Genomic DNA, 15920 nt, shown 5'->3' on the forward strand with positions numbered 1-15920 from the left:
TCAGGCCTCCTGCCAGATCCGGATCCTGGCCTTGAAGGCGGCCCGGATATGGGCCCGGGCGGCCGCCTCGGCGCCGTCCGCGTCATGGGCGCGGATCGCCGCCACGATGGCGGCGTGCTCGGCGAGGGATTCCGCGGCGCGATCGGGCGCCGCCAGCGTGGTGGCGCCCGGCAGCAGCACCAGCGACAGGCGCATCGTCTCCAGCGTGCCCTGCAGGAAGCGGTTGCGCGCCGCCCCGTGGATCTGGCGGTGGAACTGGCGGTTGGTGCGCGCCAGCGCTGGCGCGTCCCCCAGCAATGTCCGGTCCCGGGCGACCATCTCCTCCAAGATCTCGGTCTCGACCGTGCTGGCGTGGATCGCCGCGAGGCGTGCGGCGGTCCCTTCCAGCACCTCACGCAGATCGTAGAGCTCGCTCACCTGACCGTAGTCGAGCTGCGCCACGCTGGCGCCCCGGTGCGGCTCGTGCGCGACGAGGCCCTGCGCCTCCAGACGACCGAGCGCCTCGCGCACCGGCGTGCGGCTGATCTGGAAGCGCTCGGCGAGCTCCGCCTCACGCAGCCGGCTCCCCGGGGCGAGCTCGCCCTCCTCGATCGCGCGCAGCAGCCGCTCATAGGCGCCGGCGCCGCTGGAGCGCTCCGCTTCGCTGGCCTTCATCCCGGCTCTCCTCAGCTTGGCCATAGCGCGAAACCGCGCGGTCCGAAATGCTTGCGACAGATTGCATGCAGGCGTATACAATGCTGTGAAAGCCGTTCGTTGGGAGGAGGCAGGCATGCAGCGTCCGGGTGATGATCATTGGGATGTGGTGGTGGTCGGGTCCGGCAACGCCGCCATGAGCGCCGGCCTCGCTGCCCTGGAGCGCGGCGCTTCGGTGCTGATGATCGAGAAGGCCGAGCAGGATCTGGCAGGCGGCAACACCGCCTACACGGCCGGCGCCATGCGCTTCGTCTACGAGGGAAACGACGACCTGATCCCGCTGCTGGTCGACCCCGAGGATCCGCGCCTGCCGCGCACCGATTTCGGCGCCTACACGGCGCAGAAGTTCGAGGAGGATCTACTCGGCTTCAACGATGGCCGGCCGCTGTCGCGCGAGCAGCGCATCCTGATCGGCGAGAGCGGCGCGGCTCTGCGCTGGCTCGCGACGCAGGGGGTGAAGTTCGAGCCGATCTATTCCCGGCAATCGTTCGAGAAGGACGGACGCTTCGTCTTCTGGGGCGGCCTGACGCTTGCCACCCACGACGAAGGTTTCGGCCTCGCCCGGACCGAGCTGGAGGCCTTTACCAAGGCCGGCGGTGAGATCCGCTACGGCTGTCCCGCCACCGGGCTCATTGTCGAGGACGGGCGCGTGGTCGGCGTGGAGACCCCGAAGGGCGCGTTCCGCGCCGCCTCGGTGGTGCTCGCCTGCGGCGGTTTCGAGTCGAACGCCGCGTTGCGGACGCGCTTCATCGGCGCGGGCTGGGACAAGGCCCGGGTCCGCGGCACGCCACACAACCAGGGTGACGGTCTCGAGATGGCGCTGGCCCTCGGGGCGAAGGCACACGGCTTCTACGGCGGCTGCCACGCCACGCCGATGGATCTGCACATGCCGGAATACGGCAACCTCGATCTGCCGCACGGCGAGCGCAAGCACTACCGGAAGATCTGCTACTTCCTGGGGCTGATGCTGAACGCGAACGGCGAGCGGTTCGTCGACGAAGGCAAGAATTTTCGCAACTACACCTACGCCCAGTTCGGTCGCTCGATCATGGAGCAGCCCGGGCACGTGGCGTGGCAGATCTTCGACGCCAAGGTCGATCACCTGCTCTACAGCGAGTACCGGTTCCACGATGCCCACTTCGTCGAGGCCGACACCCTGGACGGGCTGCTCGACAAGCTCGACGGCATCGATCGGGACGCGGCCGTGCAGACCATCGCGGCGTTCAACGCCGCCGTGGACGAGAATGTGCCGTTCGACCCGACCGTGAAGGACGGGCGCGGCACGAAGGGGCTCCCTCTGCCGAAATCGAACTGGGCGCAGAAGATCGAGACGGGACCGTTCAAGGCCTACCCGGTCACCGGCGGGATCACGTTCACCTATGGCGGCGTCGAGGTCGGCGACGACGGCGGCGTGAAGCGCGAGGACGGAACCACGATCCCCGGGCTCTACGCCTGCGGCGAGATGGTCGGCGGCGTGTTCTTCAACGGCTATCCCGGCGGCTCGGGGCTGACCTCCGGCGTCGTGTTCGGCCGGCGGGCGGGCTACGGCGCTGCCGCGGGGGCGAAGGGCTGATCGGGAACACGGGCTTCAGCGCCACCAACCTTGCTCCGGCCCGCTTCCGAGGGCCCGCTTCGCGGATGAAGCGATGCGGCCGGACCATTGTGCCCGCCGTCATTCCAAGACGCCGCAGGCGAGCCCGGAATCCAGACACGCCGACAGGGCCGTCTCGGGTCGCGTTGGCGTGTCTGGGTTCCGGGCTCCGCTTCGCGGCCCCGGAACGACGGGGCCCGCGGCACAGGGCGGCGCATGCCGAAGTCGTGACGCGCGGGGGCGCCGCGATGCGCGCGATCGGCCATCCGCCTCGATCCGGGCAGCGGCCCATCGCCCCCTGTCCGGAACATCGCCGCGGGCGTAGAAGCCTGACCATGTCCGCCAGATCGGCCGTCTTCACCATCTCCCGCGGCGTTCCGTTCCTGCCGACGCTCGCCGAGGCGCTGCTCTCCGGCCGGCTCGTCGGGCCGGTTGCGGATGACCCGTTGGCGCTTGCCGCCATCACCATCTACCTGCCGACCCGCCGCGCGGCGCGGGCGCTCAGCGCGATCCTGGCCGACCGGCTCGGCCGGGACGCGCCCGGGCAGGCCACCCTGCTGCCGCGGATGATCCCCCTCGGCGAGGCCGACGAGGCGGAGCTCGACCTCGCCGCCGAGCCGCTGCTGGAGGAGAATGCCGACCCGTTGAGCGTCCCGATGCCGGCGCTCGAGCGTCGGCTGATCCTCGCCCGCCTCGTCCAGGCCTGGGCCAAGACCGTCGACCGGACCCTGCTGCCGCTGGATGCCGAGGTGCCGTTCCTCGTGCCGTCCTCCCCCGCCGACGCGGTCGGGCTCGCCGGCGATCTCGAACGGCTCATGGACGCGCTTACCGTCGAGGGGCTGCCCTGGTCGGAGATCGGCGCCGCCGTCGAGGCCGAATATTCTCGCTACTTCGGCCTGACCCTCGACTTCGTGAAGATCGCCGCCGAGAACTGGCCGAAGCTGCTCGCCGAGCGCGGCCTCGCCGACCCGGTCGCCCGCGCGCGCGGTCTCGTGCTCGCCGAGGAGCGGCGCCTGTCGCGCAGCGCCACTCCGGACCCGGTGATCGTTGCCGGCTCGCTGGGCTCCGTGCCCGCCACGGCCCGGCTCATCGCCGCCGTGGCGAAGCTGCCCCGGGGTGCCGTGGTCCTGCCCGGGCTCGACCTGGACCTCGACGCGGCCGGCTGGGACGGCATCGACACCGGCGAGGGCTTTTCCCGGGTGATCGCCCACGGCCACCCGCAGGCGGTGCTGCACCGGCTGCTCGGGCCGGAGAATCTCAACCTGAACCGTGCCGAGATCGTGGCCCTCGGCGATCCCGATGCCGGTCAGGCCGCGCGGGCCGCGCTCCTGTCCCAGGCCCTGCGGCCTGCCGATACGACAGATGCCTGGGCCGCTCTCGACCCGGCCGGACGGGACACCATCGCCCGGCTCGGCCTGCACGGGCTGGCGCTCGCCGAGGCCGCCGACGAGCGTGAGGAGGCGCTGGTCGCGGCGCTGGCGCTGCGCGAAACCCTGCAGACGCACGGCGCCACCGCGGCCCTGGTCACGCCCGACCGGGGACTCGCCGGCCGGGTCGCCGTCGAGCTGCTGCGCTGGGGCATCGTGGCGGAGGATTCCGCCGGATTGGCGCTGGCCGGAAGCCCAGCCGGGCGGCTCGCCCGGCTCGCGGCCGAACTCGCCGCCGATCTGGCGCGCAACCAGGCCGACGCGATCCCGGCCCGGCTGATCGCGCTGCTCTCGCACCCGATGGTCCATCTCGGCCTGCCACGCGCGGACGTGGTCCGGGGCGCCGCCGCCCTGGAGATCGGGCTGCTGCGCGGTCCGGTCCCGGCTCCGGGCTTCGATGGCCTGCGCAACGCCCTCGCCGCCGAGCAGGCCGGTCCGCCCGAGCATCGGCCCCGCGCCAAACGGCGCCTGAAGGACATCGACTGGGCGCTGGCCGCGGATCTGCTCGACCGACTGGATCTGGTGTTCCGGGACTTCCCGGGGGCCGACGGCGCTGGGGATTGCGATCTCGTCACCACGGCCACCAGCCACCGGGTGGCCTGCGACCGGCTGATCGCCGGGCCGGAGGACGCGCCCAAGACCGAAACGGACGGATCCCTGTCCTGTCTGGACGCCCTGTTCGGCGATCTGGAGATGGCCGAGCCCGGCCTGATGCCGGGGCGGTTCGGCGACTACGCCACCTTCTTCACGTCGCTCGCCCGCGAGCGCAAAGTCGCCTGCACCGGCGACGCGCCGCATCCGCGGCTGCGCATCCTCGGCCTGCTGGAGGCGCGCCTGTTGTCGGTGGACCGGGTCGTGCTCGGCGGCCTCGGCGAGGGCGTCTGGCCGGTGCGCACGCTGACCGACTCGTTCCTCAACCGGCCGATGCGCGAGCGCGTCGGCCTGAACCCGCCCGAGCGGCGAATCGGCCAAATGGCCCACGACTTCGTGCAGGCGCTCGGCTGCCGCGACGCGGTGATCACCCGGGCTCTGAAGCGCGAGGGCGCGCCGACCGTGCCGTCGCGGCTGATCCAGCGGCTGCGGGCGCTCGCGGGCGATCCCCGCTGGGAGACCGTCCTGGAGGCGGGACGCCGGCTCACCAGTCTCGCGGCCCGGCTCGACGCGGCGCCGCCGGAGCCGCGGCTGAAGCGCCCGGCGCCGAAGCCGGACCCGGCCCTGTTCCCGCGCTCGCTCAGCGTCACCGAGATCGAGACGCTGGTGCGCGATCCCTACAGCATCTTCGCCCGCCACGTGCTCGGGCTCGACCCGCTCGACCCGCTGGCGGCGGCGCCGGGCGTCGCCACCCGCGGCTCGCTGGTGCACGACGTCTTCGCGGAATTTGCCAGCCGCCATCCCAAGGACCTGCCGCCCGATTCGGCCGTGCGCCTGCTGAACCTCGCGGTGAACGCCTTCGCCGACATCGAGGCGGAGTATCCGAACCTCTACGCCGAGTGGTGGCCGCGCTACGAGCGCATGGCGACGGCGTATCTCGAATGGGAGGCGCAGCGCCGCCCCGCTCTGTCCCGGGTCTACCCGGAAGTCTCCGGGCGCTGGGTGATCCCGATGGGGCGCGAGACCTTCACGCTGCGTGCCCGTGCCGACCGGATCGAGCTGCGCGCCGACGGCACCGCCTGCATCGTCGATTACAAGACCGGCGCACCGCCTTCGGCGAAGATGATCTTCTCCGGGTTCTCGCCGCAACTGACCTTGGAGGCCGCGATGCTGATGCACGGCGCCTTCGCGGATCTGCCGGCCGTGAAGGCGGTGCCGGACCTGCTCTACGTCCACGCCTCCGGCGGCCGGAAGCCGTTCCTGCCGATCCCCGTCAAGCCGCCCCGGGGCGAAGAGCGCGGCGTCGAGGCGATCGTCGCCGAGCATGCCGAACGGCTGCGCGGGCTGGTGGCCCGGTTCATGACCGGCGAGGCCGCCTACACGGCGCGGCCCTATCCGCAATTTGCCAGCAAGTACGGGTCCTACGACCATCTCGCCCGGGTGCGCGAATGGTCTTTGGCCGGGGAGGAGGGCGGGGAGTAACCGTCCTCATCGCTGAGATATCCCACCCGCGCCCTCATCCTGAGGTGCCGAAGCGCAACGGAGGACTCGGAGACTTCCAGATGCCGCTGCGATCCCTGAAGCCCTCCTTCGGGACGGCTTCACCGCACCTCAGGATGCGGTGATCTGGTGGGAGTCGCGTCCTCCGGGCCTCAGAAGAACGCCTGCAGCCCCGTCTGCGCCCGGCCGAGGATCAGGGCGTGGACGTCGTGGGTGCCCTCGTAGGTGTTCACCGTCTCGAGGTTCTGGGCGTGGCGCATCACGTGGTACTCGCCCATGATGCCGTTGCCGCCGTGCATGTCCCGGGCGGTACGGGCAATGTCCAGCGCCTTGCCGCAATTGTTGCGCTTGATGAGCGAGATCATCTCGGGCGCCATCCGGCCCTCGTCCATCAGCCGCCCGACCCGGAGCGAGGCCTGGAGGCCGAGGGCGATCTCGGTCTGCATGTCGGCGAGCTTCTTCTGGACGAGCTGGGTCTGCGCCAGGGGCCGACCGAACTGCTTGCGCTCCAGCGTGTAGTTGCGGGCGCGGTGCCAGCAATCCTCGGCGGCGCCCATCGCGCCCCACGAGATGCCGTAGCGCGCCCGGTTGAGGCAGCCGAACGGCCCCTTCAGCCCCGAGACGTTCGGCAGCAGCGCGTCCTCGCCGACCTCGACGCCCTCCATGACGATCTCGCCGGTGGTCGAGGCGCGAAGGGACAGCTTGCCCTTGAGCGTCGGCGCCGACAGGCCCTTCATGCCCTTCTCAAGGACGAAGCCGCGGATCGCGCCCTCATGCGCGTCGGACTTCGCCCAGACCACGAAGACGTCGGCGAACGGCGCGTTGGAGATCCACATCTTGGCGCCCGAGATCCGGTAGCCGCCGTCGATCTTCTCGGCCTTGGTCTTCATGCCGGCCGGGTCCGAGCCGGCATCGGGCTCGGTGAGGCCGAAGCAGCCGATCCACTCGCCCGAGGCCAGCTTCGGCAGGAACTTCTTCCGCTGCTCCTCCGAGCCGTAGGCGTGGATCGGGTACATCACGAGGGAGGATTGGACGCTCATCATCGAGCGGTAGCCGGAATCCACCGCCTCGACCGCCCGGGCTACCAGCCCGTAGGCGACGTAGGAGGCGCCGGCGCAGCCGTACTCCTCCGGCAGGGTCACCCCCAGGAGGCCGAGCTCGCCCATCTTCCGGAACAGGCCCGGATCGGTCTTCTCGGTGGCGTAGGCTTCGGCGATGCCGGGCAGGAGCTGCTCCTGCGCGAAGCTCTGAGCCACGTCGCGGATCGCCCGCTCGTCCTCGGTGAGCTGGTCCTCCAGCAGGAAGGGATCGTCCCAGACGAAGCTCGCCGAGGCCGGGGCGGACGGGGAGGCGCTGCCCGGAGGGCGCATCGGAGCGTTCATGGAGTTTCCTCGCCTGCAGGAGAGCGCCGGTCTTCGAGGCCCGCGCGGTTGTCCCTACCCTAGACCCGCGCGGCGCGCGGTCCAACGCGCGCGGTGACGCCGGGGCGCTGCCGTCACGCCCGGCCGAGGAGCATGAGCCACGCCAGGGTGGTGAGCGGCGCCAGCAGGGTCGAAACCAGCACCGAGGCGGCCACCATCCCGGTCTCGGTCTTGTAGCGCACCGCCAGCAGGTAGGCGTTGATCCCCACCGGCATGGCGGCGAACAGGGTCGCGACTCCCGCGTAGGCGGGCGGCATCGCGAAGACGTGGAAGGCCAGGATCCAGACCGCCAGCGGGTGCAGGAGGTTCTTCAGGAGCGCGATCACTAGGGCGCCCTTCAGATCGAACAGCACCCGGTAGCGCTTCAGGCCGGCGCCCAGCGCGACCAGCGCGCAGGTGGAGGCCGTCCCCGCGAACGCATCGATCAGCGACTGGGCGATGCCGGCCGGTGCGAGGCCGAACCCCTTCATGCCCATGCCGATCAGGAGCGCCACGAAGATCGGGTTGCGCAGGAGCACCAGGGCGAGGCCCCGGATCCGCGCCAGGACCGGCAGCCCGGAATCGGACTCGATCAGGAAGGTGGCGCTGCCCATCATCAGCGGCAGATGGACCGCGAGCAGCATGAACAGCGGGAAGGCGCCCTCCTCGCCGTAGGCCTGGAGGATCATCGGCACGCCGACGAACACGGTGTTCGACTGGCTCGCCGCGAAACCGTGCAGGATCGTGCCCCGCCGCTCGATCCCGGCGCGCCGGCGCGCGATCAGCGTGCCGACGAACCAGGCGATGCCGGCGCCCCCGAAATACGCGACCCAGTAGGACCACGCCACGGTGCCGCTCATCCCGGGCTTCGTCAGCGTGGCGATGATCAGCGCCGGGACGGCGACCGCGAAGACGTATTCCGACAGGCCGTCGCTCACCTTGTCGGAGAGCAGCCCCGCGAGCGCCGCACCCCAGCCGATCAGGACGATCCCGAAGATCGGGGCGATGATGGCGAGGGCGTTCACGGATCCGGTCGGCGTGCGGAGGGCGGGAACGCAGCCCTTAGCACGTGACAGCGGCGTCCCGCGTCTGCACCGGGAGAATGGCTCGCCGGCTCCGGCCGCGGCGGCCTACTTGTTCTCCAGCACCTGAATCGGGTTGGTGCGCTGGCTTGCGGGCGGCTCGCGGGTGAGGTTGGCGCCGCCCTCCTGCTGCGCCTTCACGTCCCGCGGCGAGCCTGGGCCGCCCACCGCACGGCCGCCCTCGCTGCTCTGCGTCGGCACGGTCCCGGAGGCGAGTTCCAGGCAGGTCACCATCTCGACGTAGGACGGGAAGCCGCCGGCCTTGAACTGGTCCTGGCACTGGCGCTTGGCGGCGGCGGTGTAGCTGCCCCAGTGCTGCTCGGCCTCCTTCTTGGCCTCGCGCTCCGAGCGGAGGCAGCCATCGTAGTTGGCTTGGTCGCTGATCGTCGTGTTGGTGACCTGCGCCGATCGGCAGGTCCGCTCGACGTCGAGGCTGGGCACCGCATCGGCGTGGGCCGCCGTCACGGCGAGGCCGAGGAGGGCGGCGGCGGGGAGGAGGATCTCATCGGCGTGCGGTGCTCACGATAGCGGTTGCGCCCGCGAAGGGCATCGCCATCACAACGCGCCGTTCGCCGCTTTGGCACCGCCGGTCCGTCGATGCCCTTAAGGTGCCTTTAAGCTGGGGGGCGTGGAGACCCCGCGCCGACCCGCTGGGCGTCGGCGCAGCGGAATTGTCACGTCGATGCCGAAACACCTTGCGTTATCGAACCCGAGCCGCCGCGGCCTGCTGTCGGCGGCCGCCCTGGGCGGCATGGGCCTGCTCGCGGGCCGCGCCCGGGCCGAGACTTTCGACTTCCACGTCCCGGGCGGCCCGAGCACCCGGCCGATGTCGGCGACCTACCCCGAGAAGGGGCGCATGATCGTCCAGCGCACGCGGCCGCCGTGGCTGGAGACGCCCTTCGAGGTCTTCGACACGGGCGTGTTCACCCCGAACGACCGGCACTTCGTGAGCTGGCACTGGGCCACGTTCCCGACCCGCGTCGACACCGACAGCTTCACCCTGAAGGTCCGGGGCCTCGTCGAGCGGCCGCAGGCGCTGTCGCTGCGGGAGCTGATCCATGACCTGCCGCGCTTCGAGATCGCGGCGGTCAGCCAGTGCGCCGGCAATTCGCGCCTCTACGCCCAGCCCCGGGTCGCCGGCGCCCAGTGGGGCAACGGCTCGATGAGCAACGCCCTCTACACCGGCGTGCGCCTCAGGGACGTCCTGGACCGGGCCGGCGTGAAGGCCGGCGCCACCCATGTGCGCTTCGGCGGGCTCGGCGAGCCGCTGCTGCCCGACGCCCCGAAATTCGTCAAAGCCCTGGACATTGACCACGCCCGCGACGGCGAGGTCATGCTCGCCTTCGCGATGAACGGCGAACAGTTGCCGATGCTCAACGGCTTCCCGCTCAAGCTCGTCGTCCCCGGCTGGTGCGCCGTCTACTGGATCAAGATGCTCGGCGACATCGAGGTGATGGATCACCCCGATCCGAGCGTCTGGACGACCCGGAGCTACCGCGTGCCGGACACGCCGCACCACACGATCGAGCCCGGGCAGAAGGGGGTCACCATGATCCCGATCACCCGGAATCTGCCCCGCTCGTTCGTGACCAACCTCAAGGCGGGCGACAGCGTGCCGGCCGGAGCGCCGCAGACGGTGCGCGGCATCGCCTTCGGGGGCGACCGCGGCGTCGCCGCCGTGGACCTGTCCCTCGATCATGGCCGCACCGGCAGCCCACGATCTGGGCAAGGACGAGGGCACCTACGGTTTCCGGCAGTGGCAAACCACGATCAGCCTGCCCGAGCGCGGGGCACACACCGTGATGGTCCGCTGCACCAACACCGACCGGGTGACGCAGCCGATGCAGCGCGTCTGGAACGCAGGCGGCTACATGACCAACCAGGTCGAAGCCCTCGACCTCGTGGCGGCTTGAGGAGCGAACCCATGCTGCGCCCCATCCGCACCGCCGTTCTGGCCTGCCTGACCTCTCTGGCGGTCGCCACGTCGGCCGCTCTGGCTGCCGCGCCGCTCGAGCTTCACCCGACGCCGGAGGTCGAGCTGCCCTTCGGCGACGCGCCGGGTTTTCCCGCCGGCCCGGGCTCGGACGTCATCGCGTCCAACTGCACGGCTTGCCACTCCGCCGACCACACCCTCAACCAGCCGTCGCTCTCCCGCGAGGAATGGCACACGGTCGTCGACAAGATGATCACCGCCTACAAGGCGCCGATCACGCCCGAGGACGCCAAGGTGATCGTCGACTACCTCGCCCGGGTCAAAGGCGAGCCGTAGCGGCGGGCGCGCATCGGGCGAGCCCGGCGTCGAAGACCGCGCTCGCCCGCAGCCCGGGCCCGTCGTTCCGCCCGTCGAGCCGCAGGCGGGCGCCGGACTGCTCAAGCGCCATGGTGACGATCGAGAGGCCGAGGCCGCTGCCGACCTTGGCGCGCCGGCTCCCGCGCACGAAGCGCCGGACGACCTGGGCCCGCTCCGCCTCGGCGATGCCGGGCCCCGCGTCGACAAGCGACAGGGTGGCGCTCCCGTCCGCGCCGAGCGCGGCTTCCCAGGTGACCGCGCCCGGCTCCGGGGTCATCAGCAGGGCGTTCTCCATCAGGTTGCGCATGGCGAGGTCGAACAGGTCCTCGTCCATGCGGATCTCAAGGGTCGCGAGGTCGGGCGCGAAGCCGACGCGCTCCGGCGCCGGCATATCGGCCATCCCGGCGAGCAGGTCGCGCAGCCGCTCCTCCACGGGGATCCAGGCGGTGGCGACCGGCCGGACGCTGCTGTCGAGGCGCGAGAGCGTCAGAAGCTGCTGGACGAGGCGCGCTGACCGGTCGACCGCGCTCAGGGTCTGGGCGAGGGCGGCGTCGCGCATGGCCGCATCCTGCGCCCCCATGGCGACCTGGACCTGGGTCTTGAGACCGGCCAGCGGCGTGCGCAGCTCGTGCGCCGCGTAGGCGAGGAAGCTGCGCTCGTGGTCGCGCGCGGCCGCCACCTTGCCGAACAGCCGGTTCAGCGCATCGACCAGCGGGCGGATCTCCGAGGGCATCCGGCCGACCGCGACCCGCTCCAGGTTGTCGGCGTCCCGGGCGGCGAGGTCGCGGGTCGCATGGTTCAGCGGACGCAGGCCGCGGCCGACACTGAACCAGATCAGCGGCGCCAGGATCGGCAGCACGCAGCCGGCGGTGAGCAGCAGGCTGCCGACGAGGCCGTGCTCCAGCTGTCGCCGCTGCCCGAGATTGTCGCCGACCAGGATGCGGAAGCCCTTGGCCGGATCGGACAGGGCGAACACCCGCCACGCCTGCCCGTCGATCACCCGGTTTGAGAAGCCGTCGCGCTGATCCGACAGCTTGGGATCGGGTGCGCCATCCGAGGCTCCGATGAGCCGTCCATCCAGCGACCAGATCTGGCAGCTGAGATGCCGATCGTAGCTCACCATATGGGTCAGCGTGGCCTCGTCACCGTCCGCGCTTCCCGGCCGCCGCGCGGTCGCGGCCCGGGCCGGTGTGAACAGGCTGTCGACCATGCGGGCCGCTTCCATCAGGCGGCGGTCGAGGATGCTCTCGAACTGGGCGCGGCTGTCGACATAGGTCCAGACGATGGCGGCGAGCCAGACCAGCCCGGTGGCCGTGACCAGGGTCGCGAACAGGCGCATGCGCAGGGAGTTCACGCCCGATCCTCCCGCATGCGGTAGCCGAGGCCACGCACGGTTTCGATCGCGTCGCGGCCGATCTTGGCGCGCAGATTGTGGACGTGCACTTCGAGGGCGTTGCTGCCGATCTCCTCGTTCCAGCCGTAGAGGCGCGCCTCAAGCTGGCTGCGCGACAGGACACGCCCCGGCCGCTCGATCAGCGCCTCCAGCAGCGCGAATTCGCGGCGCGACAGGGGGAGGGCGGCGCCCGCCTGGGTCACGGATTGCCGGCCGAGGTCGATCGTGAGGCCGCGCCACGCGAAAGTCGGAGAGGCCCGCCCGGCCGCCCGCCGGATCATCGCGCGCAGCCGGGCCGCGAGTTCGCCGAGGTCGAACGGCTTGCCCATGTAATCGTCCGCGCCCCAATCGAGTCCCGCGATGCGGTCGGCGACGGCGTCGATTGCGGTCAGGACCAGGACGGGGGTGGCGTCGTCACGTGCCCGAATATGCCTGAGGACATCCAATCCGGACCCGTCGGGCAGCATGAGATCCAGGATCGCCGCGCTGTAGTTCGTCGCATCGAAGATCGCGACGGCATCTCCGCAGGTCGATACGCAATCGACGGTCATGCCATGCAGCGACAGGCCCGAGATCAGGCCATCCGCGAGCATCGGATCATCTTCGAGAACGAGGATGCGCAAAGGTCGCTCGCTTCAGCGTCGGGGTAGGGGCGTCATCGAAGCCGCGACGCGTCCCTAGAGCCGGCATGGGGCGACTTTGTGGGTTCTTGTTGGGAAATACAGGTGGCGATCGCAATCGCGGGGCTCGCGCGGCAGTGAATAGCCTGACCGATCTATCATTCGCGGTCCTCAGCCGCCGGATCCCCTCAGGCCACCGCGTGCGCCGCCCGCAGCGCTTGATCCAGATCGCCGTACAGGTCGTCCGTGTCCTCGATGCCGGTCGACAGGCGCAGCAGGTCCGTCGGGCAGGGGCTGCCCGGGCCTTCCACCGAGGCGCGGTGCTCGATGAGGCTCTCGACGCCGCCGAGCGAGGTCGCGCGCTTCCAGAGCCGCACCCGCGCCGCCGTCGCGATGGCGCCGGCCTCGGCACCCGCGACCCGGATCGACAGCATGAAGCCGAACCCGTCGCGCATCTGCCTTCGGGCGACCGCGTGCCCCGGATCGTCCGGGAGCCCCGGATACAGGACGCGGGTCACGTGCGGGTGCCCGCTCAGACGCTCGGCGAGCCTCAGGGCGCCCGCCGACTGTGCCGCCGCGCGCAGATGCAGGGTGCGGAGGGAGCGCATCAGCAGGTACGCCTCGAACGGCCCGAGGATGCCGCCGCTTCCGGCGCGGATACTCCGGATCCGCTCCCAGAACGTGTCGGCTTGCGCGCCCGCCAGCACGCCCGCCACCACGTCGGAATGGCCGTTCAGGATCTTGGTGGCCGAATGCATCACGATGTCGGCGCCGAGTTCCAGCGGGCGCGTGTGCACCGGCGAGGCCGCGGTGGAATCCACGGCGAGCCGGGCCCCAGCCCGGTGGGCGATCTCGGCCGCGGCGGCGATGTCGGTCACCGTCCAGAGCGGATTGCCCGGGGTCTCGATCCACACGAGCTTGGTCCGGCCCGGCTTGATGGCGGCCCGCAGGGCGTCCAGATCGTCCGTCTCCACGAAGGTCAGCGTAAAGCCGCGCCGGGGCGCCTCCTCCCGCAGCCAGCGCTTCAGCGCCCAGTACATGACCGTGCCGGCGACGACATGGTCCCCGGGTTCTAGGGCGCCGAACACCGCGGTCGCCGCCGCCATCCCGGACCCGAACAGCAACGCGCCGGCCGCGGCGCCCTCCAGCATCGCCAGGACGGCCTCCGCCTCGCGCACCGTGGCGTTGTCCGGCCGTGCGTAGCAGTAGCCCGAGCTGTAGCCGTGGTCGGGATCGCGGATGAAGGTGGTGGAGACGTGGAGCGGCATCACCACCGCCCGGGTCTCGGGTTCGATCCGGCCCAGCGCCTGGGCAGCAAGGCTTCGGCGGGTGACATCCGGCGCGGCGTCGCTCCGGCTATCCGACGGACCCTGCGGCGCGTTAGGCTGTGACATCTGGCGAATCTCGGCGGATGGAGACGGGCGCGTGCCACGGCGCGTGGGCCCCGGCAAGCCGCGCGCCCATGCGGCCTGGAGATGAACGACCATGACCGCCGCGACACAGGTCCCCGGAGGATCGCCCCTGCCGCGCTGGCTGCGCCTCGCCGCCGCGATCCTGCCGGTGGCGGCCACCGCCGCAATCGGCTCGGCCGCGACGCAGGCCGAGATCCCGGGCTGGTACGCAAGCCTGAACAAGCCGGACTTCAACCCGCCGAACTGGGTGTTCCCGGTGGCCTGGACGATCCTCTACACCATGATCGCGATTGCGCTCTGGCGGCTGCTCGGCGCCATGCCCCGCTCCGGGCCGAGCCGCAAGGGCTGGTGGCTCGCGCTGGCCGCCTTCCTGGTCCAGATCGCCCTCAACGCCGCCTGGACGCCGGTCTTCTTCACCGCCCACGCGATCGGGGCCGGCCTGATCGTGGTGGCGATGCTGCTGGTGATGGTGCTCTGGACCATCCGCCTGACCTGGCGGTTCGACCGGGTCGCAGCCTGGCTCCTCGTGCCCTACGCCGCCTGGGTCGCCTTCGCGACCCTGCTCAACGCCGCGATCCTTCGGCTGAATTGAAAGCGGATCCGCTCATTCAGTTTGGCTTCGCTCCCCCGCGAGGACGGCGGCGGCTCGCGGATTCAGGACGCGCCGCTCGGCTTCTCTTCGCCCGCCGGACGTCCATCGTCCCGCGCGCGGTGGAGCAGGAAGATCGCGAACACCATCGTGACGATCAGGCCGGCCAGCACGCCGAGCTCGATCATCGAGGCCTGAAACAAAGCCTGCTTCTCGGGCGACCAGTCCTTGGCGTGGGTGATCTCGGAGGATTGCAACGTGATCACCAGGACCCGCCGGATCGACGCGATCAGCCCGACGATCAGGAACGGTTCGCAGGTCAGCGTGCCCGACCGCATCGAGACCCGCACCGTATGGAGGATCTCGATCAGCATGAGCAGGAACAGCAGCCGGTCGATCACCTCCAGGATCTGCGCGGCGCCGCCGAGCGCCCGCATGGCCTCCCAGGTCAGCCCGGCGGCGTCGACCAGCGCGATGAGCGCGGTGAGCGCCAGCAGGAGGCCGAGTGCCGCGTAGATGGCGTGCTCGGTGTGCAGGAAGATCGCGCTGGCGATCTTCGTCAGGCGTCCCTGTTCTTCTGAGTGATCCGACATTATTCCCCCCGGAATATGCCGAAACGATCAGCTTCCGACGCGCGCGTCCAGCCTGGCGCCGCGCGCGTCTGATCAATCGCCAGCGATCGTGGCGTTACGCCGCTGTCCCGCCCGGATGATCCTCCTTGCGACCTTCAATGGAAGAATGGCAGCGCATGCGGCGCGAGGTAGCCGAAGCCGAGGAGCACCGCGCCGGCGAGCCCCAGGAAGCCGCCGGCGAAGACCAGCAGAGCGATGCCGGTGATCACCTCGGCCGAGGCCAGCACGATGCCGATCTGGAAGGCCGCCGAGGCCAGTTCGTAATGGTGGTAGCGCAGCAGCGACAGGTCGCGCCGCTCCTCCGAGGCCTTCGCCTTCGCGGTCAGCTCCTTGCGGCCCTCGCCTGTGGCGGGTTCGGATTCCCAGCGCGCCAGCGTCTTGGCCCATTCGGCGCGCTTGGCCGCGATCGCATCCTGGTTGGGGCCCGGCGGCACCAGGGCCAGGGCCTCGTCGGCGGTCTTGAGCACCGTCGAGCGGATCGTGCGCGCCTGGAAATAGGCCCACTGGTTCGCGGCCTCGACATTCGCGCCGATCGACTCCGTCTGGGCCGCCTTGCCCAGGGTCTCGCTGAACGCGAGGAACAGTGCCAGCACCGAGATCAGCAGCGCGACGCGCTTGTTCGAACCCTCGACCGCCCCGTGACCACCCGACATCGCTTCTCGTGTCCTCGTTCGATTCGCTGGCGGGAGTCACAGCCCAT

General features: G+C 70.9%; 13 protein-coding genes and 1 pseudogene. 5 read left to right on the forward strand and 9 right to left on the reverse strand.

The genetic code is table 11. The features are described 5' to 3' along the window. Positions 1 to 654 carry a GntR family transcriptional regulator gene (locus M6G65_RS30060; RefSeq protein WP_238194875.1) on the reverse strand — a complete coding sequence of 218 codons (654 nt, stop codon included), beginning with the start codon at positions 652 to 654 and terminating at the stop codon, positions 1 to 3. Positions 655 to 769: 115 nt separating this feature from the next. Between M6G65_RS30060 and tcuA the strand changes: the two genes are divergently transcribed. Continuing rightward, entirely contained in the window at positions 770 to 2266 is a 1497-nt protein-coding gene (tcuA, locus tag M6G65_RS30065) for an FAD-dependent tricarballylate dehydrogenase TcuA (protein WP_250103243.1), read from the forward strand. Positions 2267 to 2619: 353 nt separating this feature from the next. After that, positions 2620 to 5784 carry a double-strand break repair protein AddB gene (addB, locus tag M6G65_RS30070; RefSeq protein WP_250103244.1) on the forward strand — a complete coding sequence of 1055 codons (3165 nt, stop codon included), beginning with the start codon at positions 2620 to 2622 and terminating at the stop codon, positions 5782 to 5784. A 170-nt stretch (positions 5785 to 5954) separates the two neighbouring features. Here addB and M6G65_RS30075 read toward each other — a convergent pair whose 3' ends face one another. The 3 genes from M6G65_RS30075 to M6G65_RS30085 form a co-directional block, all read right to left on the reverse strand. Continuing rightward, on the reverse strand, positions 5955 to 7184 hold the full coding sequence (locus M6G65_RS30075; protein ID WP_250103245.1) for an acyl-CoA dehydrogenase: 1230 nt from the start codon (positions 7182 to 7184) through the stop codon (positions 5955 to 5957). Positions 7185 to 7297: 113 nt separating this feature from the next. Beyond that, complete coding sequence (locus tag M6G65_RS30080) at positions 7298 to 8227, reverse strand: AEC family transporter (RefSeq protein WP_238194878.1); 930 nt, start codon at positions 8225 to 8227, stop codon at positions 7298 to 7300. A gap of 105 nt (positions 8228 to 8332) precedes the next feature. Next, the gene (locus tag M6G65_RS30085) at positions 8333 to 8749 is read right to left on the reverse strand and encodes a hypothetical protein (RefSeq protein ID WP_250103246.1); all 417 of its coding nucleotides are present in this window, start codon (positions 8747 to 8749) and stop codon (positions 8333 to 8335) included. A gap of 217 nt (positions 8750 to 8966) precedes the next feature. On the opposite strand from M6G65_RS30085, the pseudogene M6G65_RS34150 reads away from it, so the two are divergent. Both M6G65_RS34150 and M6G65_RS34155 read left to right on the forward strand, forming a co-directional pair. Further along, positions 8967 to 10197: pseudogene (locus tag M6G65_RS34150) on the forward strand (molybdopterin-dependent oxidoreductase). A gap of 11 nt (positions 10198 to 10208) precedes the next feature. Beyond that, complete coding sequence (locus M6G65_RS34155; RefSeq protein ID WP_238194881.1) at positions 10209 to 10553, forward strand: cytochrome c; 345 nt, start codon at positions 10209 to 10211, stop codon at positions 10551 to 10553. Here the strand turns inward: M6G65_RS34155 and M6G65_RS30100 are convergent. From M6G65_RS30100 to M6G65_RS30110, 3 genes are all read right to left on the reverse strand, one after another. Further along, a complete protein-coding gene (locus tag M6G65_RS30100; protein WP_238194882.1) occupies positions 10537 to 11928 on the reverse strand; it encodes a sensor histidine kinase N-terminal domain-containing protein in 1392 nt (463 codons plus the stop codon). The two genes, M6G65_RS34155 and M6G65_RS30100, sit on opposite strands and share 17 nt — an antisense overlap. Then, on the reverse strand, positions 11925 to 12590 hold the full coding sequence (locus M6G65_RS30105; protein WP_238194883.1) for a response regulator: 666 nt from the start codon (positions 12588 to 12590) through the stop codon (positions 11925 to 11927). Before M6G65_RS30105 ends, M6G65_RS30100 begins: the two co-directional genes overlap by 4 nt. Positions 12591 to 12775: 185 nt before the next feature. Then, positions 12776 to 13981 carry a trans-sulfuration enzyme family protein gene (locus M6G65_RS30110; protein WP_238194884.1) on the reverse strand — a complete coding sequence of 402 codons (1206 nt, stop codon included), beginning with the start codon at positions 13979 to 13981 and terminating at the stop codon, positions 12776 to 12778. A gap of 91 nt (positions 13982 to 14072) precedes the next feature. Between M6G65_RS30110 and M6G65_RS30115 the strand changes: the two genes are divergently transcribed. Beyond that, positions 14073 to 14591 (forward strand): TspO/MBR family protein, encoded by a 519-nt coding sequence (locus tag M6G65_RS30115; RefSeq protein ID WP_238194885.1) that lies wholly within the window; start codon positions 14073 to 14075, stop codon positions 14589 to 14591. A gap of 62 nt (positions 14592 to 14653) precedes the next feature. On the opposite strand, the gene M6G65_RS30120 is transcribed toward M6G65_RS30115, so the two are convergent. Then, positions 14654 to 15181 carry a phosphate-starvation-inducible PsiE family protein gene (locus M6G65_RS30120; protein ID WP_238194886.1) on the reverse strand — a complete coding sequence of 176 codons (528 nt, stop codon included), beginning with the start codon at positions 15179 to 15181 and terminating at the stop codon, positions 14654 to 14656. 134 nt (positions 15182 to 15315) lie between these two features. Beyond that, positions 15316 to 15873 (reverse strand): DUF4337 domain-containing protein, encoded by a 558-nt coding sequence (locus tag M6G65_RS30125; protein WP_238194887.1) that lies wholly within the window; start codon positions 15871 to 15873, stop codon positions 15316 to 15318. Positions 15874 to 15920: the final 47 nt, after the last annotated feature.

The sequence above is a fragment of the Methylobacterium tardum genome (genome assembly GCF_023546765.1).
Lineage (GTDB): Bacteria > Pseudomonadota > Alphaproteobacteria > Rhizobiales > Beijerinckiaceae > Methylobacterium > Methylobacterium tardum.

Coding starts and splice junctions, on each gene's coding strand:
- M6G65_RS34155 (WP_238194881.1), top strand. CDS start 10,209: ATGCTGCGCCCCATCCGCACCGCCGTTCTGGCCTGCCTGACCTCTCTG.
- M6G65_RS30125 (WP_238194887.1), bottom strand. CDS start 15,873: ATGTCGGGTGGTCACGGGGCGGTCGAGGGTTCGAACAAGCGCGTCGCG.
- M6G65_RS30110 (WP_238194884.1), bottom strand. CDS start 13,981: ATGTCACAGCCTAACGCGCCGCAGGGTCCGTCGGATAGCCGGAGCGAC.
- M6G65_RS30115 (WP_238194885.1), top strand. CDS start 14,073: ATGACCGCCGCGACACAGGTCCCCGGAGGATCGCCCCTGCCGCGCTGG.
- tcuA (WP_250103243.1), top strand. CDS start 770: ATGCAGCGTCCGGGTGATGATCATTGGGATGTGGTGGTGGTCGGGTCC.
- M6G65_RS30075 (WP_250103245.1), bottom strand. CDS start 7,184: ATGAACGCTCCGATGCGCCCTCCGGGCAGCGCCTCCCCGTCCGCCCCG.
- M6G65_RS30120 (WP_238194886.1), bottom strand. CDS start 15,181: ATGTCGGATCACTCAGAAGAACAGGGACGCCTGACGAAGATCGCCAGC.
- M6G65_RS30060 (WP_238194875.1), bottom strand. CDS start 654: ATGAAGGCCAGCGAAGCGGAGCGCTCCAGCGGCGCCGGCGCCTATGAG.
- addB (WP_250103244.1), top strand. CDS start 2,620: ATGTCCGCCAGATCGGCCGTCTTCACCATCTCCCGCGGCGTTCCGTTC.